This is a genomic window from Streptomyces sp. SN-593 (assembly GCF_016756395.1).
Lineage (GTDB): Bacteria > Actinomycetota > Actinomycetes > Streptomycetales > Streptomycetaceae > Actinacidiphila > Actinacidiphila reveromycinica.
This window is the reverse complement of sequence record NZ_AP018365.1, coordinates 1,869,827-1,893,366: the sequence shown is the minus strand read 5'-3', so window position 1 is coordinate 1,893,366 and position 23,540 is coordinate 1,869,827. Positions and strand designations below refer to the sequence as shown.

The window sequence follows — 23,540 nt, the reverse complement described above, 5'->3', positions numbered from 1 at the left end:
CCGCCTATCCTGAAAGGGTCGGACCCGGTCGCGGCCCCGCGCGACCGACGAGTAGGAGGTCTCCGTGCCGCTCTCGGAGCACGAGCAGCGCATGCTCGAGCAAATGGAGCGAGCGCTGTACGCCGAAGATCCCAAGTTCGCGTCGGCGCTCGAGGGAAACGGAGTGCGCGCGTTCACCCGTCGTCGGGTCTACCTGGCCGTGCTCGGCTTCCTGTGCGGGATCGGGCTGCTCATGGGCGGCATGGTCGCGCAGCAGTCCTGGCTCGGTGTCGTCGGGTTCCTGGTGATGCTCGCATGTGCCGTGCTCGCGGTCACCGCCTGGCGCCGCGCCAACCGGCCTCCGGAGGCCGGGCCCGCCGCGATCCCCGGCCACTTCGGTCGCCGCTTCGGGGCCCGCCGCCGCCAGCAGCGCCGCGGCAAGGTGATGGACCGCATCGAGGAGCGGTGGCAGCGCCGCCGCGACCAGCAACAGGGCCAGTGAGCCGTCGCAGGAAGGGCGCGACCCCGGTGGGGGCCGCGCCCTTCCTCGCGGTGTCCGGGCTCCGGAGGTCCGGGCGCGTCCCGTCCCGTCCCCTCCCGCGCCGTCGGTGCGCCGCACAGCCGACCCGGTGAGGACTCGGCTTCCTACGACGGCCAGGCGCCGCGCCGGCCGGCGGTGTGACGACCGGGTCCCGCGCTGATCGGCCGCCCCTGTGCGGGCCGCCCGCACCACGTCCGCGGCCGGTCCCGGCGCCTCGACGCGGACTCCGGCTCTCGAAGCCGTACGACCCGGCCCCGGCCCTGCGCGGACGCCGGCCCGCCCCGCACCTGCGCGGACGCCAGCCCGCCCTGCCCCTGCGCGGACCCCGGCCGGCACCGGCCTCGGGGCGCGCCGGCCCGGCCCTGAGGCTCGTACGGCTCGCCCCGCTGCGGCGGTGACGCGTCCGGCCGGACCGACCCTAGGACGCCTCCCGCGCCGCCCTCCGGCGCAGCGGCGCGGCCAACCGCTGCACGGCGGCCCGGGTGCGCCCGGTGAACGCCGCCCAGCGGGCGGACAGCGCCCATCCGACCCTGGCCGCCGAGCGCGGCAGCAGGGCGGCCCGGAGCCGGCCGCGGCGGTTCGTGCCCGCCTTCAGCCCCCGGCGGACCCGCTGGACGTCGTCCGCGAGCCCGGTGGCCGGCCGGGGCCGCGCGGCGTAGAGCGTCTGCTCCACCGCCGTGGCGAGCCGGGCCGCCGACTCGGCCGGCTCGCCCTCCAGGTGCCCGTCCCGCACCAGCCGGGCCATCGCCCGGCGCGGTGTCTCCGAACCGTCGGGCGGGATGCCGTAGTCCCAGCCGGTGTCGACGACTTCCCGCCACGCGGACAGCGCGAGTCCCTCCACCCGGTCCCCGCCGCCGAGCCGGCGTCTGCGCAGCCGCGAGCGCCACAGCACCGGCGCGGTGGGCAGCAGCAGGACCAGCAGCGCGGCGAGCGCGATCAGCGCCGCCCGGCCGCCGCCGAAGCCGCCGCCGGATCCGCCGCTCGCCGGCAGCGCCGCCTGCGAGCAGCCGGTGCCGTCCGCGGTGGTGCCCGGCGCGCAGCTCTGCGTCGGGGCGGGCGTGTCGGTCGTGGCGGGCGCCGAGGTGTGCGGCGCGACGTCCTGGTCGCCGGAGCCGCCGGTGGGCGTCGTGCTCTGCGTGTAGTCGGGCGCGCTGCCGCGGTACGGCGTCGGCTCGAACCGGGTCCAGCCGATGCCCTCGAAGTACAGCTCGGGCCAGGCGTGCGCGTCCTTCAGGCCCACCGTCATCAGGCCGTCGCCGTCGGCGGCGGGTGAGCCGGGCGTGAAGCCGATCGCGACCCGGGCCGGAATGTGCAGGGTGCGGGCCATCGCCGCCATGGTGAAGGCGAAGTGGACGCAGAAGCCCTCCTTCGTCTGGAGGAACCGGGCGATCGCGTCCACCCCGGTGCCCGCCTTGGCCTGCGTGTTGTACACGAACTGGCCGGAGGTGAAGTAGTTCTGGAGGTCGACGGCCTTCTGGTAGTCGTTCGTGGCGCCCTTCGTCTCCTGCAGGGCGGTCTGCTTGACGATCGCCGGCAGCGAGCTGGGCACCTGTTCGTACTGCTCGGCGATCCGGCCGGTGGCCTCGGGGGCCTGGGCGAGCTGCTGGGCGGTCGGCTCGACCTCCATGCTGGTCACGGTGTAGCGCTGGCCGGCGGCGGTCTGGCCGTGCTCGCCGACGAGCATCCGGCCCTCGGGCTGGTACTTCCAGTCGCCGGTGGTCCGCACGCTCGTCGCGGGGAACGGCACCGGCAGCATGCTCTGCACGTAGCTGTCGTCGACCTGGACCCGGGTGGTGGCGGTCGTGTACTTCACGTCGGCGGCCATCCCCTGCGGGCGCGGCAGCTCGGTCGGCAGGGCCTCGGTCGGCAGGTCCGAGGGCACCCACTGGGTGCCGTCGAACTTGTCCAGCGCCGCGATCCGCAGGTACATGTCCGAGGCGGGCTTCGCGCTGGTGCTGTAGGTGAGCACCTCGCTGTTGCTCGGCTGGTTCAGGTTGTCCTGGAGGGCGGCGATCAGGTTGACCGAACCGCCGCGGCCGCCGAGCCCGCTGCCGCCGTGCCCGGAGGTGTCCAGCAGGCCGTCGCCGAGCGAGGGCAGCGCTGCGGGCGCGATCAGCGCGATGCCCAGCGCCATCACGCCGATCCGCCGGGCGCCGCGCACCGGAGTGGGCCGGGGCTGGCCGAACTGGCCGCCGCTCCACGCGCCGGGCGGCGGCGCGCTGCTGAACACCCGGCCCCAGCGGGACATCCGGTCCCGGCCCTCGGCGAGCAGCAGCAGGAGGTAGCCGGCGGCGGCCAGCAGGAAGTACAGCCATGCCGCGCTGCCGCTGTCCAGACCGGCGGCGACGGAGTACAGCGCGAGCAGCGGCAGCCCGGCCGGGGCTGCGCTGTTGTAGGTCACGGCCATCGCGTCGACCGCGAGCGCCACGATCGTCACGCCGCCGACCAGCAGCATCCTGATGCCGGGGCTGACCGGCGCCGGGATCGAGTAGTTCGAGACGTCGGTGATGCCCTGCTGGACCACCTGTCCGAGCTGCTGGAGGGCCTGCGGACCGGGCAGCACCCCGCCGAGGGCCTGCTGCGAGGCGAACATCACCGTGAGCACGACCAGCGACACCACGGCCTGCACCAGCACCGTCAGCGGCCTGGCCAGCGGCACCCGGCGGCATCCGGCACCCACCGCCGCCTGGAGGAGGACCACCAGCAGCGCCTTGCCGTACCAGGTGCTGCTGTCGGTCAGCGGCAGCAACGCGGCGGCGGCCAGCAAGGAGGCCACCACCGCGCACACCGTGAGCCGTGCGCGTCCGCTCATCCCGCCGCTCCCGCTCCCCGCGGCGCCTGCTCGGCCCGCGCCTGCTGCTGCGTCTGCTCGCGTGACCGGTAACGGTCCGCCTGCTGCCAGAGTTCCGGCAGTGAGGCACCCGGCCGCACCTCCACCACGCTCCACCCCGCCTCGCGCAGCACTCGCACCGCGCGTTCGGTGCTGTCCGGCTCCCCGCCGTCGGCGCCCGGCTGCACCGCCGACAGTTCGGGGCCGGGACGCCCGCCCAGCTCGCGGGCCAGCCAGTCGTCGCTGTCCAGCACGAACGCCACCGCGCCGCCGGCCCGCTGCCGCATCCGCGCGATGGTGGCCGCCTGCTCCTGGTAGAGGTCGCCGAAGAAGCCCACCAGCAGGCCCTCGCCGCCGGTCCGCAGCACGTCGTAGGCCCCGGCCAGGTCGTCGCCGTCGGAGTGGTCGACCACCGCGAGGGTGTCCAGCAGCAGCCCGGCCATGTCGCCGGAGTCGGCGCCGAAGCCGGAGCTGCCCTCGGGCCCCGGCACGCTGCTGCCGGTGTCGGTCAGCAGCCGCACCGCGAAGCCGCGCTCCAGCATGTGCGTGGCCACCGACGCGGCGCCGGACACCGCCCACTCGAAGGCGGAGTCGGGTCCGGCGCCGAAGTAGGCGTCCCGGCGGGTGTCCAGCAGCACCGTGCAGTGCGCGCGGTGGGGCTGCTCCTCGCGGCGCACCATCAACTCGCCGTACTTCGCGGTCGACCGCCAGTGCACCCGGCGCAGGTCGTCGCCGTGCCGGTAGCCGCGCGGGATCACGTCGTCGTCGCCGGCCAGCGCCAGCGCCCGGGTGCGGCTCTCGCCGTATCCCGAGGACTCGCCGGCCAGCCGCACCGGCGGCAGCGGCTCGACCCTGGGCACCACGGTGAGGGTGTCGAAGGCGCTGAAGGACCGGGTCAGCTCGACCATGCCGAAGGGGTCGGTCAGCCGGAGCTGGAGCGGCCCGAGCGGGTAGCGGCCGCGCAGGTCGGAGCGGACCCGGTAGGACACCTCGCGGTGGCCGCCGGGCTCCACCCGGTCCAGCACGAACCGGGGCCGCGGCCCGAGGACGTAGGGCACCCGGTCCTGGAGCATCAGCAGGCCGGTGTGCATCCGCGAGACGTTGTCCACCCGCAGGTGCACCCGGGCCTCGGACATCGCCGGGACCCGGGAGGGCGCCAGCCGGCGGCTGCCGGCCACCCGGTAGCGGGTGCGGTACAGCACGGCCACGCACACCAGCGGCAGCGCGGCCAGCAGCAGTCCGACCCGCAGCAGGTCGGACTGGCCCAGCACGTAGGAGCAGGCGGCCGCGGCCACCCCGGCGGCGACGAACGACCGGCCGCGCGTGGTCAGGCCGCCCAGCGCCCGGCGGAAGCCGCCCGGCGGCCGCTCGTCGGCGGGCCCGGCCCCGGCCCCGCCCGGCGGTCGCTGCTGCCCCGCGTACGGCCCCTGGGCCTGCTGCGCCGTGTACGGCCCCGGCGGCGCGTACGACCCGGGCGGCGCGTACGACCCGGCGTGCGGCCCCGGGGCCGGCCGGCCCGTGTACGGCCCCTGGGCCTGCTGCGCCGTGTACGGCCCCGGCGGCGGAGCCGCGTACGGTCCCGGGTGCGGTCCGGGGTACGGTCCCGCGGGCTGCGGCGGTGCGGTCGGAGCCGCCCCGGGCGGCCGGGAGCCCGGCGGGGGAGGGACCGGGCCGGCGGGCGAGCCCATCACAGGCCCCGCGTGTCCGGCATGCCCTGGGGCTGTCCGGCCGGCCGCTGCGGCCAGCCGGCGACGCCGGCCGCACCGCCCGCGGCCGGGTCCGGCACCGGCACGCGCTGCACGATCTCGGCCACCACCTGCTCCGGCGTGCGCCGGTTGAGCTGCGCCTGCGCGGTCGGCAGCAGCCGGTGCGCGAGGACCGCGGAGGCCAGCGCCTGCACGTCGTCGGGCAGGACGTACTCGCGGCCGTCCAGGGCCGCGGAGGCGCGGGCGGCCCGCACCAGGTGCAGGGTGGCGCGCGGGGAGGCGCCCAGCCGCAGGTCGGGGTGGCTGCGGGTGGCGCCCACGAGGGCCACCGCGTAGCGGCGGATCGGATCGGCGACGTGCACCTGCCGGACCGCCTCGATCAGCTTCACGATGTCGTGCGCGTGCGCGACCGGCTGGAGGTCGTCCAGCGGGGAGACCCCGCCGTGCACGTCGAGCATCTTCAGCTCGGCCTCGGGGCTCGGGTAGCCGATCGAGACCCGGGCGGTGAAGCGGTCCCGCTGCGCCTCGGGCAGCGGGTAGGTGCCCTCCATCTCCACCGGGTTCTGGGTGGCGATCACCATGAAGGGGCTGGGCAGTTCGTAGGTGGTGCCGTCGATGGTGACCTGGCGCTCCTCCATCGACTCCAGCAGCGCCGACTGCGTCTTCGGCGAGGCCCGGTTGATCTCGTCGCCGACCACGATCTGGGCGAAGATCGCGCCCGGCTTGAACTCGAAGTCCCGCTGCTGCTGGTCGTAGACGCTCACGCCGGTGATGTCCGAGGGCAGCAGGTCGGGGGTGAACTGGATACGCCGGACGGAGCAGTCGATGGACCGCGCCAGCGCCTTGGACAGCATGGTCTTTCCGACGCCCGGCACGTCCTCGATCAGCAGGTGGCCCTCGGCCAGCAGGACGGTCAGTGCGATGCGTACGACGTCGGGCTTGCCCTCGATCACGTTCTCCACGCTCCGGCGCACCCGCTCCGCGGTCGTGGTCAGATCGCTCAGTTCCGCTCGAGCGTCAAAGGTCGTCACCCGGTACTCCTCGGCCTGTTCCATTGGGGCCCCAGGGCCTCGGTCGTCCCTGGACCGCGGCCCTCCCCGACTGCGCAACGCCCGCCGGAGGCGAGACGTGCCGCACCCTGCATTCTTCCCTCACGGGGAGGGCCACGTCACTCGCCTGCCGTTACTTGTTCGTGATTTCCCGCAGCAGGCCGGTGTGCACGTCGAAGACGAAGCCGCGCACGTCGTCGGTGTGGGCGAGGAACGGGGAGGTGCGGACGCGGGCCATCGACTGCCGCACGTCCTGGTCGATGTCGGTGAACGCCTCGACCGCCCAGGTGGGGCGCTGGCCGACCTCGTGCTCCAGGTCGGTGCGGAAGTCCTCGGTGATGGTCTGCATGCCGCAGTTGGTGTGGTGGATCAGTACGACGGAGCGGGTGCCGAGGGCCCGCTGGCTGATGGCGAGGGAGCGGATGGTGTCGTCGGTGACGACACCGCCCGCGTTGCGGATGGTGTGGCAGTCGCCCAACTCCAGGCCGAGGGCCTTGTGCAGGTCCAGCCGGGCGTCCATGCAGGCGACGACGGCGACCCTCAGGACGGGCGCGGCGCCCATGCCGGGGTCGGTGAACTGCTCGGCGTAGCGCCGGTTGGCCTCGACCAGCCGGTCGGTCACCGGGGCGTCGGCGCCCGGTGCGGTGCCGGGGGCGGGGGGGTTCGCGGGGGCGCTGGCATCTATCGACATGTCTATGACGGTATCCGAGCCGCGCGGCCGCGCACGGGCGCACCTCCCGCGGCAGGCGGCGTGCGGGGTGCGGACCCGGGCGTACACAGGGGCGCACACGGCGTATGAGGGGGCGCGCCCGGGCGCGGCCGCCGTTGACGGTGGGGCATGGTGGAGTAAAGTGGCGCGAAGTGGTGCCGTCTGCGGGAGGTGTGCGGTGTTCCTGGGATTCCTCGGGACGTACACGCCGCGGCTGGACGACAAGAACCGGCTGGTGCTGCCGTCGCGCTTCCGCGAGCAGCTCGCCGACGGACTGGTGATCACCCGCGGGCAGGAGCGCTGCCTGTACGTGTGGCCGGTCGAGGGCTTCCGGGCCGCCACCGAGCGGTGGTCCGGCGCGCCCCTCACCTCCAAGGCCGCCCGCGACTACCTGCGGGTGCTGTTCGCGGGCGCACACGACGAAGTGCCGGACAGGCAGGGCCGGGTGACGGTCCCGCAGCCGCTGCGGGACTACGCGGGCCTGGTCCGCGAGTGCGCCGTGATCGGGGCGAACACCCGGGTGGAGATCTGGTCGGCGGAGGCGTGGGAGCGGTACCTGGCCGCCCAGGAAGACACCTTTTCGGCCCTGTCACAGGAGGTCGCGACCGGATTACTGTGAGCGCGGCCCCGCCACGACGCGGACGCGCACCCCCCTCGTCCCGCCCCACCCGGGCGCGGACGCGCGGCCCGGCCTCCTCCCGCTCCCGGCTCCGCTGGCACCACTTCCCCGGTGCCAGGGGCGCGTCTTCCTTCGAGCGGGCGGGGACCAGGTTCCGCGTCCACCGAGCCGTTGCCGGCCGTAGCGTGTCCGTCGTGCTTGTCTGGCAGCCGGCGCCCGTATCGTCGGACGCCCCGGCCGACCGTCAGACCGCTCCACCGTCCCACCGCTCGACCGTCCCACCGTCCGACGCCGTTCCCGATCCCCACCGCGCGACGCCGTCCCTACCGTTCGATAAGGGCCCCATGAGCAACCCGTCCCCGTCCCCGCGGCACATTCCGGTGATGCTGCGGCGCTGCCTCGACCTGCTGGCCCCCGCGCTCGCGCTGCCCGGCGCCGTCGTGGTCGACGCCACGCTCGGACTCGGCGGGCACAGCGAGGCGCTGCTCACCACCTTCCCGTCCTGCCGGCTGGTGGCGGTGGACCGCGACCCGGTCGCGCTGAAGCTCGCCGGCGAGCGGCTCGCGCCGTTCGGGGAGCGCGCCACCCTCGTGCACGCGGTCTACGACGAGCTGCCCGAGGTGCTCCGGCGGCTGGGGGTGCCGCGGGTGCAGGGCGTGCTCTTCGACCTCGGGGTGTCCTCGATGCAGCTCGACGAGGCCGACCGCGGCTTCGCCTACGCCCAGGACGCCCCGCTGGACATGCGGATGGACCAGTCCACCGGGATCAGCGCCGCCGAGGTGCTGAACACCTACCCGCCCGGCGAACTGGTGCGCATCCTGCGGGCGTACGGCGAGGAGAAGTTCGCCCGCAAGATCGTGGACGCGGTGGTGCGCGAGCGGGAGCGGGAGCCGTTCAGCGGCAGCGCGCGGCTGGTCGAGCTGATCCGGCAGGCGCTGCCGCAGGCGGCCAAGCGGACCGGCGGGAACCCGGCCAAGCGCACCTTCCAGGCGCTGCGGATCGAGGTCAACGGCGAACTGTCGGTGCTGGAGCGGGCCGTGCCCGCGGCGGTGGCCGCGCTCGCGGTCGGCGGCCGGATCGCCGTGCTGTCCTACCAGTCGCTGGAGGACCGGCTGGTCAAGCAGGTCCTCGCGGCCGGTGCCGCGCACTCCGCGCCGCCGGGGCTGCCGGTGGTGCCCGAGCAGTACCAGCCCCGGCTGAAGCTGCTGACCCGCGGCGCCGAACTGCCGGACGAGGACGAGATCGCCGGGAACCGGCGGGCCGCACCGGCCCGGTTGCGCGGCGCCGAACGCATCCGGGAGGACGTGCGATGAGCGGTGGCACCGGAGACGGCGGGCGGCGCACGGGCCGCGTCAGCGTGCGCGACGCGGTGCGCGGCAGCGCGCTGGGCGCCCGGCTGGGCGCCCGGCTGGGTGCCGGGCGGTCCGCAACCGCGCGGCGCACCCCGTTCGTCGTCCTGGTCGTGACGCTGCTCGCCGGGGGACTCATCTCGCTGCTGATGCTCAACTCCGCGCTGAACCGGGACTCCTTCAAGCTGGACAAGCTCCAGGACCAGACCACGCACTACACCGACCAGCAGCAGCAGCTCCAGCAGGAGGTCGACGGCTACTCCGCGCCCGGTTCGCTGGAGAAGCGGGCCCGCGAGCTGGGCATGGTGCCCGGCGGCGACCCGGCCTTCCTCGACCCGAACGGCAAGGTCCAGGGCACCCCCTCGCCAGCCACCGCCCCGCCCGCGCCCCCGCCGACCACGCCCGCGGCGCCGACCACGCCCGCCGCGCCGACCGGCACCCCGGACCCCTCCGGCACGGCTGCCACCTCCGGCGCGGCCGGCACGTCCGACACGGCTGCCACCTCCGGTACCCCCGGCACGTCCGTGCCCGGCACGTCCGGCACCCCGAGCGGCGCGACCGCGAACACCTCGGCCGCCACGAACACCTTGAACTCCTCGACGCCGCAGACCACCCCGACCTCGGCGACCACCTCGACGTCCGGGGCGACGGCGACGACCTTCCCGGCCCCCACCACCCCGACCTCCGGCAGGTGAGCGCGTGACCCCTCGCGACGACGCAGACCGCCCGCGCGGCGACGGCCCCCGGCGGCCGTCCTCGACCGGCGCCTCCGGCGGTGCGGGCCGCGACGCCCGGCGCGGCGGGCCGCGGGACGCCGCGCCGCGCCCGCAGCCCCGCCGTACCGCCCGTCCGGCGGCCCCCCGCTCCGACGCCGACCCCGCGGACGGCGGCCGGCCGCGCGCCTCCCGCGTGCCGCGCCCGGGCGGCGGCGCGGGCCGCGCCGACCGGGGCGGGACCTGGCGGGCCGACCCGGTGCGCCCCGTCGGCCGGGCCGCCGCGCTGCGCCGGACCCGGCCCGGCGGCCCGCGGGCGGTGCGGCTCGGCGCGGTCCGGCCGCGGCTGCGGCTGGTCGGGGTGGTGCTGACGCTGGTGATGTCCGTGTTCGTGGTGCGGCTGCTCCAGGTCCAGGCCGTGGACGCGTCCGCGTACGCCGCCAAGGCGGCGGTCAACCGCTGGGTCACCCACGAGGTCACCGCCGACCGCGGCACCATCACCGACCGGTCCGGGGTGGACCTGGCGACCACCGTGGACGCCTTCGACATCACCGCCGACCCGTACCTGTTCACGCCCGCGCAGGCGAAGGTGAAGGACGCGCCGCAGCAGGCCGCCCAGCTTCTCGCGCCGATCGTCGGCGGCGACGCCACGAAGATCGCCCAGCAGCTCGCCACCCCCAAGTCCCGCTACCAGATCATCGCCCAGCAGCAGTCGCCGCAGGCGTGGAACCAGATCCAGGACCTCAAGTCCACCCTGGCCGCCAAGGCCGCCGCCGGCCAGGGCGCCGACGTGCTGGCCGGGATCTTCGACGTGCCGCACTCCAAGCGGGTCTACCCGGCCGGCGACCTGGCCGCGGGCGTCATCGGCTTCGTCAACAGCCAGGGGCAGGGCGCGGGCGGCCTGGAGTCCATGCTCGACAAGGAACTCGCCGGGAAGAACGGCAAGATCCGCTACGCGCAGTCCGACGGCCGCCAGGTGCCCACCGCCGGCAGCCAGGAGCAGCCGGCCGTGCCCGGCACCGACGTGCAGCTCACCCTCGACCGCGACATCCAGTGGGCCGCGCAGAGCGCCATCACCCAGCAGGTGCAGAAGTCCAAGGCGGACCGCGGCTACGTCGTGGTGCAGGACCCGCGGACCGGCCAGGTGCTGGCGATGGCCGACGCGCCCGGCTTCGACCCCAACGACCTGTCGCACGCCGACAGCGCCGCCCTCGGCAACGCCGCCATGCAGGACGCCTACGAACCGGGCAGCGTCAGCAAGCTGATGTCGATGTCCGCGATCGTCGACACCGGCACGGCCACCCCCACCACCCGCGTCACGGTGCCCGGCACCCTGCCGCGCGCCGACCGGATCTTCCACGACGACGTCGACCACGGCACCTGGTACCTGACCCTCAACGGGGTGCTCGCCAAGTCCAGCAACATCGGCACGATCGAGGCCAGCGGCCAGCTCGGCAAGACCCAGGCGCAGGCCAACCAGGTGCTCTACTCCTACCTGCGGAAGTTCGGCATCGGCCAGCCCAGCGGCATCGGCTTCCCCGGGGAGACCCCCGGCATCCTCGCCAAACCCCAGGACTGGAACGCCTCCCAGCAGTACACCATCCCGTTCGGGCAGGGCCTGTCGGTCAACGCGCTCCAGGCCACCTCGGTCTACTCCACCATCGCCAACGGCGGGGTACGGGTCGAGCCCAGCCTGATCCGCGGCACCACCGGCCCCGACGGCCGGTACGTGCCGGCCGCCGCCCCGAAGAAGACCCGGGTGGTGTCGGCGAAGACCGCCAGGACCGTCTCGCAGATGCTGGAGTCGGTGGTCGGCAGCGAGCAGGGCACCGGCATCAACGCCCGCATCGACGGCTACCGGGTGGCCGGCAAGACCGGTACGGCCAACCGGGTGGACCCGACGACCGGCCGCTACAAGGGCTACACCTCCTCCTTCCTCGGCTTCGCGCCGGCCGACAAGCCGCGGGTGACGGTCTCGTGCGTGATCCAGAACCCGACGAAGGGCAGTTACTTCGGCGGCGACATCTGCGGCCCGGTCTTCAAGCAGGTCATGCAGTTCGCCCTCAAGTCCCTGGGGGTGGCCCCCTCCGGAGCCCCCGCGCCGAAGCTGCCGGTCACCTGGGACCCGGCGGACCCGGCCACCCACGACAAGAAAGTCGGGTGATCACCATCGGCAGCCGACCCCTCCCGCCCGCGCCCCCCGCGGCCGGCGACAGCACCGGCCGTGACGGCGGCCGTTTTGGCCCGGACCCCGGCTCGCCCGGTACTCTCGCGGCCGTGCCCACAGCTCATCAACCCACCCTCAGACCACCGGGCGCCCCGCGCCCGGCCCACGTGCGCCCCACGCCGCTGGCCGACCTCGCCCGCCGCCTCGACCCGGACGCCGCCGCGGACCCGGCGGCGGACGGCGGCCCCCGGGTCACCGGCATCACGCACGACTCCCGCGCGGTCCGGCCCGGCGACCTGTACGCGGCCCTGCCCGGCGCCCGCGTACACGGCGCCGACTTCGCCGCGCAGGCCGCCGGAGCCGGCGCGGTGGCGGTGCTGACCGACCCGGCCGGCGCCACGCGCGCCGCCGCGACCGGCCTGCCCGTGCTCGTCACACCCGACCCGCGCGCCGAGATGGGCGAGCTCGCCGCCGCCGTCTACGGCCGGCCCGGCGAGGCCATGCTGCGGATCGGCATCACCGGCACCTCCGGCAAGACCACCACGTCCTACCTCGTCGAAGGGGGGCTGCGCGCCGGCCACGCCGCCGGCCGCACCGGGCTGATCGGCACCGTCGAGACCCGGATCGGCGACGAGCGGATCAAGAGCGAGCGCACCACCCCCGAGGCCACCGACCTCCAGGCGCTGTTCGCGGTGATGAGCGAACGCGGCGTGGACGCGGCGGTCATGGAGGTCTCCAGCCACGCCCTCATCCTCGGCCGCGTCGACGGCACCGTCTTCGACGTCGGGGTCTTCACCAACCTCAGCCCGGAGCACATGGAGTTCCACTCCGGCATGGAGGACTACTTCCAGGCCAAGGCGCGGCTGTTCACGCCGGCGCGCAGCCGTCTGGGCGTGGTCAACCTCGACGACGAGTACGGCCGCCGGCTCGTCGCGGAGGCCGGCGTGCCGCTGGTCACGTTCTCCGCGGACGGCAGCCTCGACGCCGACTGGCGGGCCGAGGACGTGCAGGCCGGCCCGATGGACAGCCGCTTCACCGCGATCGGCCCCAAGGGCGAGCGGGTGCGGGCGGTGGCACCGCTGCCCGGCCCGTTCAACGTCGCCAACACCCTCGCCGCGCTGGCCGCGCTGGCCGCCGCCGGGCTCGACCCGCAGACCGCCGCCGACGGCATCGCCGCCGTCCCCGGCGTGCCGGGCCGGCTGGAACGGGTCGACGCGGGCCAGCCCTACCTCGCGGTCGTGGACTACGCCCACAAGACCGACGCCGTCGAGTCGGTGCTGCGCGCGCTGCGCACCACCACCGACGGCCGTATCCACGCCGTGCTCGGCTGCGGCGGTGACCGGGACGCCACCAAGCGCGGCCCGATGGGCGCGGCGCTCGCCCGGCTCGCCGACACCGCCGTGCTCACGTCCGACAACCCCCGCTCGGAGGACCCGCTGCGGATCCTCACCGCGATGCTCGCCGGCGCGGCGGACGTGCCGGCCGGGCAGCGCGGACACGTCATCGTCGAACCCGACCGGGCCGCCGCGGTGGCCGCCGCCGTCGCGCTCGCGCGGCCCGGCGACATCGTGCTGGTGGCCGGCAAGGGCCATGAGCAGGGCCAGGACATCGCCGGAGAGGTGCGCCCCTTCGACGACCGAGAGGTGCTGCGCGCCGCGATCGATAAGGACCGACAAGAACAGTGATCCCCCTCACCCTCGCCGAGGTCGCACGCGCGGTCGGCGGGAGCACGCACGACATACCGGACAGTGCGCTACGCGTCACGGGCCCGGTGGTCAGGGACTCCCGCGAGGTGGTTCCCGGCTCCCTGTTCGTCGCGTTCGCCGGAGAGCGCTCGGACGGCCACGACTTCGCCGCCAAGGCGGTCGCCGACGGCGCGGTGGCGGTGCTGGCCGCCCGACCGGTCGGCGTCCCCGCCGTCGTGGTGGACGACGTCCAGGCCGCGCTGGGCTCGCTCGCCCGGCACGTCATCGAGCGGCTGGGCGCGACCGTGGTGGCGCTGACCGGCTCGGCCGGCAAGACCAGCACCAAGGACCTGCTCGCACAGCTCCTGGAGCGCCTGGCACCCACCGTGTGGACGCCCGGCTCGTTCAACAACGAGATCGGGCTGCCGCTGACCGCCCTCAGCGCCGACGAGGGCACCCGCCACCTGGTGCTGGAGATGGGCGCCCGCGGCATCGGCCACATCGCCTACCTGACCGGGCTCACCCCGCCCCGGATCGGCCTGGTGCTCAACGTGGGCAGCGCGCACATCGGCGAGTTCGGCGGCCGCGAGCAGATCGCCCAGGCCAAGGGCGAACTCGTCGAGGCCCTGCCGAGCGCGGCCGAGGGCGGCGTCGCCGTGCTGAACGCCGACGACCCGCTGGTGAGTGCCATGCGCACCCGAACCACGGCGAAAGTGGTGACCTTCGGCGAAGCCCCCGAAGCGGACGTACGCGCCGAGAACGTGACGCTCAACGCCACCGGGCAGCCGTTCTTCACCCTGCGCACACCCTCCGGGTGCGCCGAAGTGACCTTGCGCCTGTACGGTGAGCATCACGTGTCGAACGCGCTCGCCGCGGCCGCCGTCGCCCGTGAACTCGGCATGCCTGTCGAGGAGATCGCCACCGCGCTCTCCGCGGCCGGCTCGCTCTCGCACTGGCGGATGGAGGTCACCGAGCTTCCCGACGGCGTGACGGTCATCAACGACGCCTACAACGCGAACCCGGAATCCATGAGGGCAGCCCTGCGCACACTCGCGGCGATGGGCAGCTCCGTACAGGCCCGGGGGGGCCGTACCTGGGCGGTGCTGGGGAAGATGGCCGAACTCGGCGAGCAGTCGCTCGCGGAGCACGACGCGGTGGGGCGGCTGGCCGTCCGACTCAACGTCAGCAAGCTCGTGGCCGTCGGCGGCACGGAAGCCGGGTGGCTGCAAATGGGCGCTTACAACGAGGGTTCGTGGGGTGAGGAGTCGGTGCACGTGTCCGACGCGGAGGCGGCGGTCGACCTGGTGCGCGCTCAGGCGCGGCCGGGAGATGTCGTGCTGGTCAAGGCGTCGAGGTCGGTCGGACTGGAGTCCGTCGCCCTCGCGCTGATCGAGGCCGGCGGCGCAGCCGCCGGCGGGGCGGCCCGCGAGGGTGCCACCCGATGAAGCAGATCCTCGTCTCCGGCGTCCTGGGCCTGTTCCTGTCGCTGTTCGGCACCCCGCTGCTGATCCGCCTGCTGGCCCGCAAGGGCTACGGGCAGATGATCCGGGACGACGGCCCGAAGGCGCACCACAGCAAGCGCGGCACGCCCACCATGGGCGGCATCGCCTTCATCTCGGCCACGGTGCTCGCGTACGTGATCACCAAGCTCGCCACCGGCGACAAGGCCAGCATGTCCGGTGTCCTGGTGCTGTTCCTGACCGTCGGGATGGGCCTGGTCGGCTTCCTCGACGACTACATCAAGATCGTCAAGCAGCGCAGCCTGGGTCTGCGGGCCAAGGCGAAGATGGCCGGCCAGCTCATCGTCGGCATCGCCTTCGCGGTGCTCGCGCTGAACTTCCACGACTCGCGGGGCCAGACCCCGGCGTCCACGAAGCTCTCCTTCACCACGGACTTCGGCTGGTCCATCGGCCCGGTGATCTTCGTGATCTGGGCGCTGTTCATGATCCTGGCGATGTCCAACGGCGTGAACCTCACCGACGGCCTCGACGGCCTGGCCACCGGCGCGTCCGTGATGGTCTTCGCCGCCTACACCGTCATCGGCGTGTGGCAGTACGGCCAGTGGTGCGGCGCCCCGGTCAGCGCCAACGGCGCCTGCTACGAGGTGCGCGACCCGCTGGACCTGGCCGTGGTGGCCGCCGCGCTGATGGGCGCCTGCTTCGGCTTCCTGTGGTGGAACACCTCGCCGGCGAAGATCTTCATGGGGGACACCGGCTCGCTGGCCCTGGGCGGCGCGCTGGCCGGCTTCGCGATCTGCTCGCGCACCGAACTGCTGCTGGCCATCCTCGGCGGCCTGTTCGTCCTGATCACCATGTCCGTGGTCATCCAGGTCGGCTCCTTCCGGCTCACCGGCAAGCGGGTCTTCCGGATGGCGCCGCTCCAGCACCACTTCGAACTCAAGGGCTGGAGCGAGGTCCTGATCGTGGTCCGGTTCTGGATCATCCAGGGCATGTGCATGGCCGTCGGCCTCGGGCTGTTCTACGCGGCCTGGGTGGCGGCGTCATGACGGCCGCCCGGCCCGCCCCCGGTCCGGCCCGCTTCGACGACCCGGCCGACTTCAAGGACGCCCGCGTCACCGTCGCCGGACTCGGCGTCTCGGGGGTGCCCGCCGCGAAGGCCCTGCTCCAGCTCGGGGCGCGGGTGACCGTGGTCAACGGACCGGCCGGCGACCGGCAGCGGGCCGAGGCGGCCGCACTGGAGGCGCTCGGCGCCGAGGTCCGGCTCGGCGACGCGGACACGCTCCCGGACGGCACCGAACTGGTCGTCACCACCCCCGGGTGGAAGCCGTCGAGCCCGCTGTTCGCGGCCGCCGCGGAGGCGGGCGTGCAGGTGTGGGGCGACGTCGAACTCGCCTGGCGGCTGCGCGGACCGGACGCGGCACCGTGGCTGGCGATCACCGGGACCAACGGCAAGACCACCGCCACCCGCATGCTCGCCGCGATCCTCACCGCCGCCGGCCTGCGCACCGCGGCCGTGGGCAACATCGGCGTCTCGCTCTTCGACGTCGTCCTGGGCGAGCCGGAGGGCGGCCCCTACGACGTCCTCGCCGTCGAACTGTCCAGCTACCAGCTCCACTGGGCGCCGAGCCTGCGCCCGCACTCCGCGGCGGTGCTCAACCTCGCGCCCGACCACCTGGACTGGCACGGCTCGATGGCCGCGTACGCCGCGGACAAGGGCCGGATCTACACCGGCAACCAGGTCGCCTGCGTGTACAACGCCGCCGACCGGGAGACCGAGCGGCTGGTGCGCGAGGCCGACGTCGAGGAGGGCTGCCGGGCGATCGGCTTCACCCTCCAGGCGCCGGCGCCCTCGCAGTTCGGCGTGGTCGACGGCATCCTCGTGGACCGCGCGTTCGTCGAGGACCGGCAGAACCGGGCGCAGGAACTGGCCGAGGTCGCGGACGTCCGGCCGCCGGCCCCGCACAACATCGCCAACGCGCTGGCCGCGGCCGCGCTCGCCCGGGCCTTCGGGGTCGAACCGGCCGCCGTGCGCGAGGGCCTGCGCGCCTTCCGGCCGGACGCCCACCGCATCGCCGAGGTCGCCGTCGTCGACGGCGTCACCTACGTCGACGACTCCAAGGCCACCAACACGCACGCGGCCGCGGCGTCGCTCGCGGCCTACCCGTCGGTGGTCTGGCTGGCCGGCGGGCTGGCCAAGGGCGCGGAGTTCGACGAGCTGGCCGCGCGGGCCGCGTCCGGGCTGCGCGCGGTGGTGCTGTTCGGCGCCGACCGGGCGGTGATCCGCGAAGCACTGGCGCGACACGCCCCGCAGGTCCCGGTGGTGGAGCTGGAACGGACCGACACTGGGGCGATGTCCGCCGCCGTCGGTACGGCCCGCGACCTCGCCCGGCCGGGCGACACGGTCCTGCTGGCCCCGGCCTGCGCGTCGATGGACATGTTCACCAACTACAACCAGCGTGGTGACCTGTTCGCCGAGGCGGTACGTGCCCTCGCCGCCGCCGGCGGGCAGGAGGAGGTCGGCCCGGCCGACCACGGCCGCTGACCGGCGGCCCCGGCTCGGGGCGGCGGCCGGCCGTGCCCGCGCACTGAGGAGGGGACGCATGCCCCGAGACCGCTTCACCGCCCCCGGCGGCGGCGAGGAGCGCCCCCCGGGCGCGATCCGCCGCCAGGTCGACGGCGCGGACCGGCTGCCGCCGTCCGGCCGGGCGAACGGTGCCGACCGGCTGCCGCCCCTCGGCCGCGCGGGCGCGCCCGGAGTGCCGGGCCGGGGCCGGACCCCGGGCGAGGGCCCGGCACCGGAGCGCGGGCGGCCGTCCCGGTCCGAGGCCGCCTCCGGCACCCGCGGCGCGGACCGGCCGCCCGCGTCCCAGCGGCCCGCCTCCGGCGGGGGCCGACCGGCGGGAGCCGGCGCCGCCCCCGAGGGTGGGCGCCGCTCCGGCCGGGAGCCGGCCGGAGCCGGCGAGGCGCCCGCCGCCGGCCGGGTCTACCGGGCGGCGGCCCGGGAGCGGCGGGCCGGATGGGCCCCCGGGGGCGCCGCGGGGCGCGGGACCTCGGCCGCGGACGGAGCGCGCCAGGCCGCGCGCCCGGCGGGAGCGGCCGCGGGCGCCCGTCCGCGCGGAGGGCAGGTGCCCGCCGCCAGGGCCCCCCGCCTCACCGGCGGCCGCGGCAGCGCCCGGCGCGGCGCGGCACGGCTGCCGAAGCAACTCCGCGACGCGTGGGACCGCCCGCTCACCGCGTACTACGTGATCGTGGGCGCCGGCCTGCTGATCACCGTGCTCGGCCTGGTGATGGTCTACTCCGCGTCGATGATCCAGGCGCTGCGCTACGGCCTGCCCTCGACGTACTACTTCCGCAAGCAGCTCATGGCCGTGGCGATCGGCTCGGTGCTGCTGTACGGGGCGGCGCGGATGCCGATCCGGCTGCACCGGGCGCTGGCCTACCCGCTGCTGATCGGCGCGGTCTTCCTGATGTGCCTGGTCCAGGTGCCGGGGATAGGGCAGACGGTCAACGGCAACACCAACTGGCTGTCCATCGGCGGCCCGTTCCAGCTCCAGCCCAGCGAGTTCGGCAAGCTCGCGCTCGTGATGTGGGGCGCGGACCTGCTCGCCCGCAAGAACGAGAAGAAGCTGCTCACCCAGTGGAAGCACCTGCTGGTCCCGCTGGTCCCGGTCGCGGTGCTGCTGCTCGGGCTGATCATGCTCGGCGGCGACATGGGCACCACCATGGTGCTCACCGCGGTCCTGTTCGGCATGCTGTGGCTGGCCGGCGCCCCCACCCGGCTGTTCACCGGCGTGCTCGCCGCGGCCGGCGCGCTGGCCGCGCTCTTCGTGCTGACCAGCCCGAACCGGATGGGCCGGCTGCACTGCATCGCCGCGACCTCGCCGGGCGCGAACGACCAGTGCTGGCAGGCCGTGCACGGCATCTACGCCCTGGCGTCGGGCGGCTGGTTCGGCACCGGGCTGGGCGCGAGCGTGGAGAAATGGGGCGAACTGCCCGAGCCGCACACCGACTTCATCTTCGCCGTGACCGGGGAGGAACTGGGCCTGGCCGGGACGCTGTCCGTGCTCGCCCTCTTCGCGGCACTAGGCTACGCGGGTATCCGCGTGGCCGGTCGCACGGAGGACCCCTTCGTCAGGTTCGCAGCGGGTGGCGTGACCACCTGGATCACGGTCCAGGCCGTGATCAACGTCGGTGCGGTGCTCGGCCTGCTGCCGATCGCCGGGGTGCCGCTCCCGCTGTTCTCCTACGGGGGCTCGGCCCTCCTGCCGACCATGTACGCGGTGGGGCTGCTGGTCTCCTTCGCCAGGAGCGAGCCGGCGGCGCGGGCGGCCCTGGCCACCCGGGAGCACGCCTCCCTGGCCGGGGCGGTGAGACGGACGATGCGACGGCGTACCGGAAGGCGGCCGTCGGGAGAGCGGTGAATTCGGTGCATGTCGTACTCGCCGGCGGGGGGACCGCCGGCCACATCGAGCCGGCGCTCGCGCTCGCCGATGCCCTGCGCAGGCAGGACCCGTCCGTGGGGATCACCGCACTCGGCACCGAGCGCGGCCTGGAGACCAGGCTCGTGCCCGAGCGGGGCTACGAACTCGCCCTCATCCCCGCCGTCCCGCTGCCGCGCCGGCCCACACCCGAACTCATCACCGTCCCCGGGCGGCTGCGCGGCACCATCAAGGCCGCCGAGCAGGTGCTCGAACGCACCAGGGCCGACTGCCTCGTCGGGTTCGGCGGCTACGTCGCGCTGCCCGGCTACCTCGCCGCCAAGCGCCTGGGCGTGCCGATCGTGGTCCACGAGGCCAACGCCCGGCCGGGCCTGGCCAACAAGATCGGCTCCCGCTACGCGCACGGCGTGGCCGTCTCCACCCCGGACAGCAAGCTGCGCGACGCGCGCTACATCGGCATCCCGCTGCGCCGCACCATCGCCACGCTCGACCGGGCCGCCGCCCGCCCGGAGGCCCGGCACGCCTTCGGCCTCGACCAGAACCTGCCGACCCTGCTGGTCTCCGGCGGCTCCCAGGGCGCCCGCCGGCTCAACGAGGTGGTGGCCACGGTCGCCCCCCGGCTCCAGCAGTCCGGGGTGCAGATCCTGCACGCGGTCGGCCCGAAGAACGAACTGCCGCAGTCCGACAACATGCCCGGGATGCCGCCGTACCGGCCGGTGCCGTACCTGGACCGGATGGACCTCGCCTACGCGGCCGCGGACATGATGCTGTGCCGGGCCGGCGCGATGACGGTGGCCGAACTGTCCGCGGTGGGGCTGCCCGCGGCGTACGTGCCGCTGCCGATCGGCAACGGCGAGCAGCGGCTGAACGCGCAGCCGGTGGTCAGGGCCGGCGGCGGACTGCTCGTCGACGACGCGGAACTGACGCCGGAGTGGGTGCTGGGCAGCGTGCTCCCGGTGCTCACCGACCCGCACCGCCTGTACGACATGTCCCGCGCCGCCGCGGAGTTCGGCCGCCGCGACGCGGACGACCTGCTGGTCCGCATGGTGTACGAGGCGGTCGCCGCGCGCAGGTGAGGGGCGGCTGCCGGGACGCGACCGCCTCCGCGGCGGCGGGTCGCCGTGGCCGCCGGTGAAGACGTTGCAGGATAGGGGCATTACCGCCCACTTCGGAGGCCGAGATGACCCGACTCGCAACGCCCGGCGCGGGGCGCCTGGGGGACGCGCCGCACCCGTCGCCCCGGACGGACCCGGGGAGTTCGGTCGTGCGCCGCAGGCGCAGAGCCCTGCTGCTGGCGCTCCTCGCGCTGACCGTGCTCGGCGGGGGCGGCGGCTACCTGGTGTACGGCTCCTCCCTGCTGCGGGCCGAGCACGTCAAGGTCAGTGGGAATTCGGTATTGACCGATCATCAGATCGTCAGTGCGGCGAAAGTCCCGCTCGGCGGCGCCCTGTTCTCCGTGGACACCGGCGCGGTCAGCAGGCGGCTCACCGCCGCCCTGCCCCGCATCGACCACGTCGACGTGGAACGCTCCTGGCCGCACACCGTGGCGTTGAGGATCACCGAACGGACCCCGTCGGCCGTGCTCAAAAAGGGCGGCGGGTTCACCGAAGTCGACCGCGACGGTGTGCGGTTCGCCACCGTGGCCCGGGCGCCGAGGGGAGTTCCCCTGGTGCAGTTGACCGACCCGCAGCCGGCCAGCGTGCGCCAGTTCGGCACCAGGGAACTGCTGCGCGGGGCCATCGAGGTCTCCGCCGAACTGCCGAGGTCCCTCGACGGCCACGCCACCGCGATCCGGGTGCGTTCCTACGACGGCATCACCGTCGAACTCTCCGGTGGGCGCGAGGTGGTGTGGGGGAGTGCGGCAGACGGCGCACGCAAGGCGCGCGTGCTCACCGCGCTGATGAAAGCGCAACCCGACGCGACCCACTACGACGTCAGTGCGCCCACCGCCCCTGCCGCGTCAGGGAGTTGACGCCCCGCGGACCAGGTGCGGCAAGGGTCGGCCACCCGGCTGGGCGGCGGACGGCGTGATCACATAGGGTGAAAAGAAAAACGGGAGGTTCGGCGTGTTCGTTGAACCGCCACCGCTTGTCGACTTAGTGTCTCGTCCCAAGGGAACACATGGGACCGGCCTAAGGCTAACCCTAAACCTCAGGGTCAGGGTTCGGCGCGGCATCGACGAGCGTACCGACCGTCCCACACGATTCGTAACTCGAGGCGAGAGGCCTTCGACGTGGCAGCACCGCAGAACTATCTCGCAGTCATCAAGGTCGTCGGCATCGGCGGCGGTGGCGTCAACGCCATCAACCGGATGATCGAGGTCGGTCTCAAGGGCGTCGAGTTCATCGCGATCAACACCGATGCGCAGGCCCTGCTCATGAGCGACGCCGACGTCAAGCTCGATGTCGGCCGCGAACTGACCCGGGGTCTCGGCGCCGGCGCCAACCCCGACGTCGGCCGCAAGGCGGCGGAGGACCACCGCGAGGAGATCGAAGAGGTGCTCAAGGGCGCCGACATGGTCTTCGTCACGGCGGGCGAGGGCGGCGGCACCGGCACCGGCGGCGCCCCCGTCGTGGCCAACATCGCCCGGTCGCTCGGCGCGCTGACCATCGGTGTGGTGACCCGACCCTTCACCTTCGAGGGCCGGCGTCGCGCCAACCAGGCCGAGGACGGCATCGCCGGCCTGCGCGAGAACGTCGACACCCTCATCGTGATCCCCAACGACCGGCTGCTGTCGATCTCCGACCGCCAGGTGAGCGTCCTGGACGCCTTCCGGTCCGCGGACCAGGTGCTGCTGTCCGGTGTGCAGGGCATCACCGACCTGATCACCACCCCCGGCCTGATCAACCTCGACTTCGCCGACGTCAAGTCGGTGATGTCCGAGGCGGGTTCCGCGCTCATGGGCATCGGCTCCGCCCGCGGCGACGACCGCGCGGTGGCGGCCGCGGAGATGGCGATCTCCTCGCCGCTGCTGGAAGCCTCGATCGACGGCGCCCGCGGCGTCCTGCTGTCCATCTCCGGCGGTTCCGACCTCGGCCTGTTCGAGATCAACGAGGCCGCCCAGCTCGTCAGCGAGGCCGCCCACCCCGAGGCGAACATCATCTTCGGCGCGGTCATCGACGACGCCCTCGGCGACGAGGTGCGGGTCACCGTGATCGCGGCCGGCTTCGACGGCGGCCAGCCGCCCACCAAGGGCACCCGGGAGAAGCTGGTCGGCGGCGGCTACACCTCGCGCGACGACGCGGCCGGCACCTCCGGCGGCACCGGCGGTTCGACCGGCAGCCGCCCGGCCGGCTCCGACGCCGGCCGGCTGACCTCGTCCTTCACGGGCATCGGCAGCGTGCCGGCCCCGCCGGCCGAGCGCGAGCCGGAGCCGGAGAACGAGCCGGTCGCCGAGACCCCGGCGACGCCGGCCGGTCCGCTGGTCCCGCCGGCCCGCCCGTACCAGGACCCGGCCGTCGAGGAACTCGACGTTCCCGACTTCCTGAAGTGACCGCCCGGCAGTGATAGGGCACAGCACGGCAGTGGGCGGCGCGCGCTTCGCCTTCACCGACAGGTGGGGCGGGGCGAGCGCCGTTCCGTATGACAGCCTCAACCTCGGTGGTGCGGTGGGCGACGACCCGGCCGCGGTCCTGGCCAACCGGGACCGCGCCGCGCGGGCGCTCGGCCGCGACCCCGGGACGGTGGTGTGGATGCACCAGGTGCACGGCCGCGAGGTCGTGGCCGTCGACCGGCCGTGGGGGGACCGTCCGGTGCCCGCGGCCGACGCCGTCGTCACCACCCGCGCGGAGTTGACCCTCGCGGTGCTCACCGCCGACTGCGTCCCGGTGCTGCTCGCCGACCCCGCGGCCGGCGTGGTCGCCGCCGCGCACGCCGGGCGCCCCGGGATGGTGGCCGGCGTGGTGCCGGCCGCGGTCGCCGCGATGGTCGAGCACGGCGCGCGGCCGGAGCGGATCAGCGCGCTGCTCGGCCCTTCGGTGTGCGGTAAGTGCTATGAAGTGCCCGCCGCGCTCCGGAGTGAGGTCGCCGCCGCCGTCCCCGAGTCGTACGCCGAGACGAGCTGGGGTACGCCCGCGCTCGACGTGGGCGCCGGCGTGACCGCACAACTCACGCGCTGCGGCGTACGGGTGATCGACGGTCCGGACGTCTGCACGCGGGAGTCCGCCGACCACTTCTCCTACCGCCGCGACCGCACCACCGGCCGACTGGCCGGCTACGTCTGGCTCGACGGCGGCCGGCCGGAGCGCGGGTCCGGCGAAGCGGCCGCCGCGGCGCCGGAACGGAACGGGTGAGC

Annotated in this window: 18 protein-coding genes; 14 read left to right on the top strand and 4 right to left on the bottom strand. The window is 74.6% G+C overall.

Annotated elements, in window-relative coordinates; all coding sequences use genetic code 11:
• Positions 1-64: 64 nt before the first annotated feature.
• Positions 65-481: a DUF3040 domain-containing protein gene (locus RVR_RS07890; protein ID WP_202233167.1), complete on the top strand. Its 417-nt coding sequence runs from the start codon at positions 65-67 to the stop codon at positions 479-481.
• Between the two features lie 457 nt (positions 482-938).
• Here the strand turns inward: RVR_RS07890 and RVR_RS07885 are convergent, their stop codons facing one another.
• The 4 genes from RVR_RS07885 to RVR_RS07870 all read right to left on the bottom strand — a co-directional run bounded on the left by RVR_RS07885 (position 939) and on the right by RVR_RS07870 (position 6,796).
• Entirely contained in the window at positions 939-3,332 is a 2,394-nt protein-coding gene (locus RVR_RS07885; protein ID WP_202233166.1) for a transglutaminase TgpA family protein, read from the bottom strand.
• Positions 3,329-5,038 carry a DUF58 domain-containing protein gene (locus RVR_RS07880; RefSeq protein ID WP_202233165.1) on the bottom strand — a complete coding sequence of 570 codons (1,710 nt, stop codon included), beginning with the start codon at positions 5,036-5,038 and terminating at the stop codon, positions 3,329-3,331. The genes RVR_RS07885 and RVR_RS07880 overlap by 4 nt, the downstream gene beginning before the upstream one ends.
• Positions 5,038-6,087: an AAA family ATPase gene (locus RVR_RS07875; RefSeq protein ID WP_237404630.1), complete on the bottom strand. Its 1,050-nt coding sequence runs from the start codon at positions 6,085-6,087 to the stop codon at positions 5,038-5,040. The genes RVR_RS07880 and RVR_RS07875 overlap by 1 nt, the downstream gene beginning before the upstream one ends.
• Positions 6,088-6,238: 151 nt before the next feature.
• Complete coding sequence (locus RVR_RS07870; protein WP_202233164.1) at positions 6,239-6,796, bottom strand: beta-class carbonic anhydrase; 558 nt, start codon at positions 6,794-6,796, stop codon at positions 6,239-6,241.
• Positions 6,797-6,992: 196 nt separating this feature from the next.
• Here RVR_RS07870 and mraZ point away from each other — a divergent pair, with 196 nt between their 5' ends.
• The 13 genes from mraZ (at position 6,993) to pgeF (ending at position 23,538) form a co-directional block, all read left to right on the top strand.
• Entirely contained in the window at positions 6,993-7,433 is a 441-nt protein-coding gene (gene mraZ / locus RVR_RS07865) for a division/cell wall cluster transcriptional repressor MraZ (protein WP_346731440.1), read from the top strand.
• Positions 7,434-7,777: 344 nt separating this feature from the next.
• Complete coding sequence (rsmH, locus tag RVR_RS07860; protein WP_202233163.1) at positions 7,778-8,746, top strand: 16S rRNA (cytosine(1402)-N(4))-methyltransferase RsmH; 969 nt, start codon at positions 7,778-7,780, stop codon at positions 8,744-8,746.
• Positions 8,743-9,477, top strand: coding sequence for a cell division protein FtsL (ftsL, locus tag RVR_RS07855; protein WP_237404629.1), 735 nt, complete (start codon positions 8,743-8,745; stop codon positions 9,475-9,477). The genes rsmH and ftsL overlap by 4 nt, the downstream gene beginning before the upstream one ends.
• Before the next feature lie 4 nt (positions 9,478-9,481).
• On the top strand, positions 9,482-11,659 hold the full coding sequence (locus tag RVR_RS07850) for a peptidoglycan D,D-transpeptidase FtsI family protein (protein WP_488165666.1): 2,178 nt from the start codon (positions 9,482-9,484) through the stop codon (positions 11,657-11,659).
• 113 nt (positions 11,660-11,772) lie between these two features.
• Positions 11,773-13,347 (top strand): UDP-N-acetylmuramoyl-L-alanyl-D-glutamate--2,6-diaminopimelate ligase, encoded by a 1,575-nt coding sequence (locus RVR_RS07845; RefSeq protein WP_237404628.1) that lies wholly within the window; start codon positions 11,773-11,775, stop codon positions 13,345-13,347.
• Positions 13,344-14,792, top strand: a complete 1,449-nt coding sequence (locus RVR_RS07840; RefSeq protein ID WP_202233162.1) for a UDP-N-acetylmuramoyl-tripeptide--D-alanyl-D-alanine ligase — start codon at positions 13,344-13,346, stop codon at positions 14,790-14,792. Before RVR_RS07845 ends, RVR_RS07840 begins: the two co-directional genes overlap by 4 nt.
• Complete coding sequence (mraY, locus tag RVR_RS07835) at positions 14,789-15,853, top strand: phospho-N-acetylmuramoyl-pentapeptide-transferase (RefSeq protein ID WP_202233161.1); 1,065 nt, start codon at positions 14,789-14,791, stop codon at positions 15,851-15,853. Before RVR_RS07840 ends, mraY begins: the two co-directional genes overlap by 4 nt.
• The gene (murD, locus tag RVR_RS07830) at positions 15,850-17,349 is read left to right on the top strand and encodes a UDP-N-acetylmuramoyl-L-alanine--D-glutamate ligase (protein ID WP_202233160.1); all 1,500 of its coding nucleotides are present in this window, start codon (positions 15,850-15,852) and stop codon (positions 17,347-17,349) included. The genes mraY and murD overlap by 4 nt, the downstream gene beginning before the upstream one ends.
• A 583-nt stretch (positions 17,350-17,932) precedes the next feature.
• Positions 17,933-19,228 (top strand): putative lipid II flippase FtsW, encoded by a 1,296-nt coding sequence (ftsW, locus tag RVR_RS07825; protein WP_202238460.1) that lies wholly within the window; start codon positions 17,933-17,935, stop codon positions 19,226-19,228.
• A gap of 5 nt (positions 19,229-19,233) precedes the next feature.
• Positions 19,234-20,322, top strand: a complete 1,089-nt coding sequence (gene murG, locus RVR_RS07820; protein WP_202233159.1) for an undecaprenyldiphospho-muramoylpentapeptide beta-N-acetylglucosaminyltransferase — start codon at positions 19,234-19,236, stop codon at positions 20,320-20,322.
• Positions 20,323-20,426: 104 nt separating this feature from the next.
• On the top strand, positions 20,427-21,218 hold the full coding sequence (locus RVR_RS07815; RefSeq protein WP_237404627.1) for a cell division protein FtsQ/DivIB: 792 nt from the start codon (positions 20,427-20,429) through the stop codon (positions 21,216-21,218).
• Positions 21,219-21,479: 261 nt separating this feature from the next.
• Positions 21,480-22,739, top strand: a complete 1,260-nt coding sequence (gene ftsZ, locus RVR_RS07810; RefSeq protein ID WP_202233158.1) for a cell division protein FtsZ — start codon at positions 21,480-21,482, stop codon at positions 22,737-22,739.
• A 31-nt stretch (positions 22,740-22,770) separates the two neighbouring features.
• On the top strand, positions 22,771-23,538 hold the full coding sequence (pgeF, locus tag RVR_RS07805; protein ID WP_202233157.1) for a peptidoglycan editing factor PgeF: 768 nt from the start codon (positions 22,771-22,773) through the stop codon (positions 23,536-23,538).
• Positions 23,539-23,540 lie beyond the last annotated feature (2 nt).

Bases quoted from the DNA above. Each gene is read 5' to 3' on its own strand.
- RVR_RS07870 (WP_202233164.1), bottom strand. From the start codon at position 6,796: ATGTCGATAGATGCCAGCGCCCCCGCGAACCCCCCCGCCCCCGGCACC.
- mraY (WP_202233161.1), top strand. From the start codon at position 14,789: ATGAAGCAGATCCTCGTCTCCGGCGTCCTGGGCCTGTTCCTGTCGCTG.
- ftsL (WP_237404629.1), top strand. From the start codon at position 8,743: ATGAGCGGTGGCACCGGAGACGGCGGGCGGCGCACGGGCCGCGTCAGC.
- rsmH (WP_202233163.1), top strand. From the start codon at position 7,778: ATGAGCAACCCGTCCCCGTCCCCGCGGCACATTCCGGTGATGCTGCGG.
- RVR_RS07880 (WP_202233165.1), bottom strand. From the start codon at position 5,038: ATGGGCTCGCCCGCCGGCCCGGTCCCTCCCCCGCCGGGCTCCCGGCCG.
- murD (WP_202233160.1), top strand. From the start codon at position 15,850: ATGACGGCCGCCCGGCCCGCCCCCGGTCCGGCCCGCTTCGACGACCCG.
- RVR_RS07885 (WP_202233166.1), bottom strand. From the start codon at position 3,332: ATGAGCGGACGCGCACGGCTCACGGTGTGCGCGGTGGTGGCCTCCTTG.
- RVR_RS07815 (WP_237404627.1), top strand. From the start codon at position 20,427: ATGACCCGACTCGCAACGCCCGGCGCGGGGCGCCTGGGGGACGCGCCG.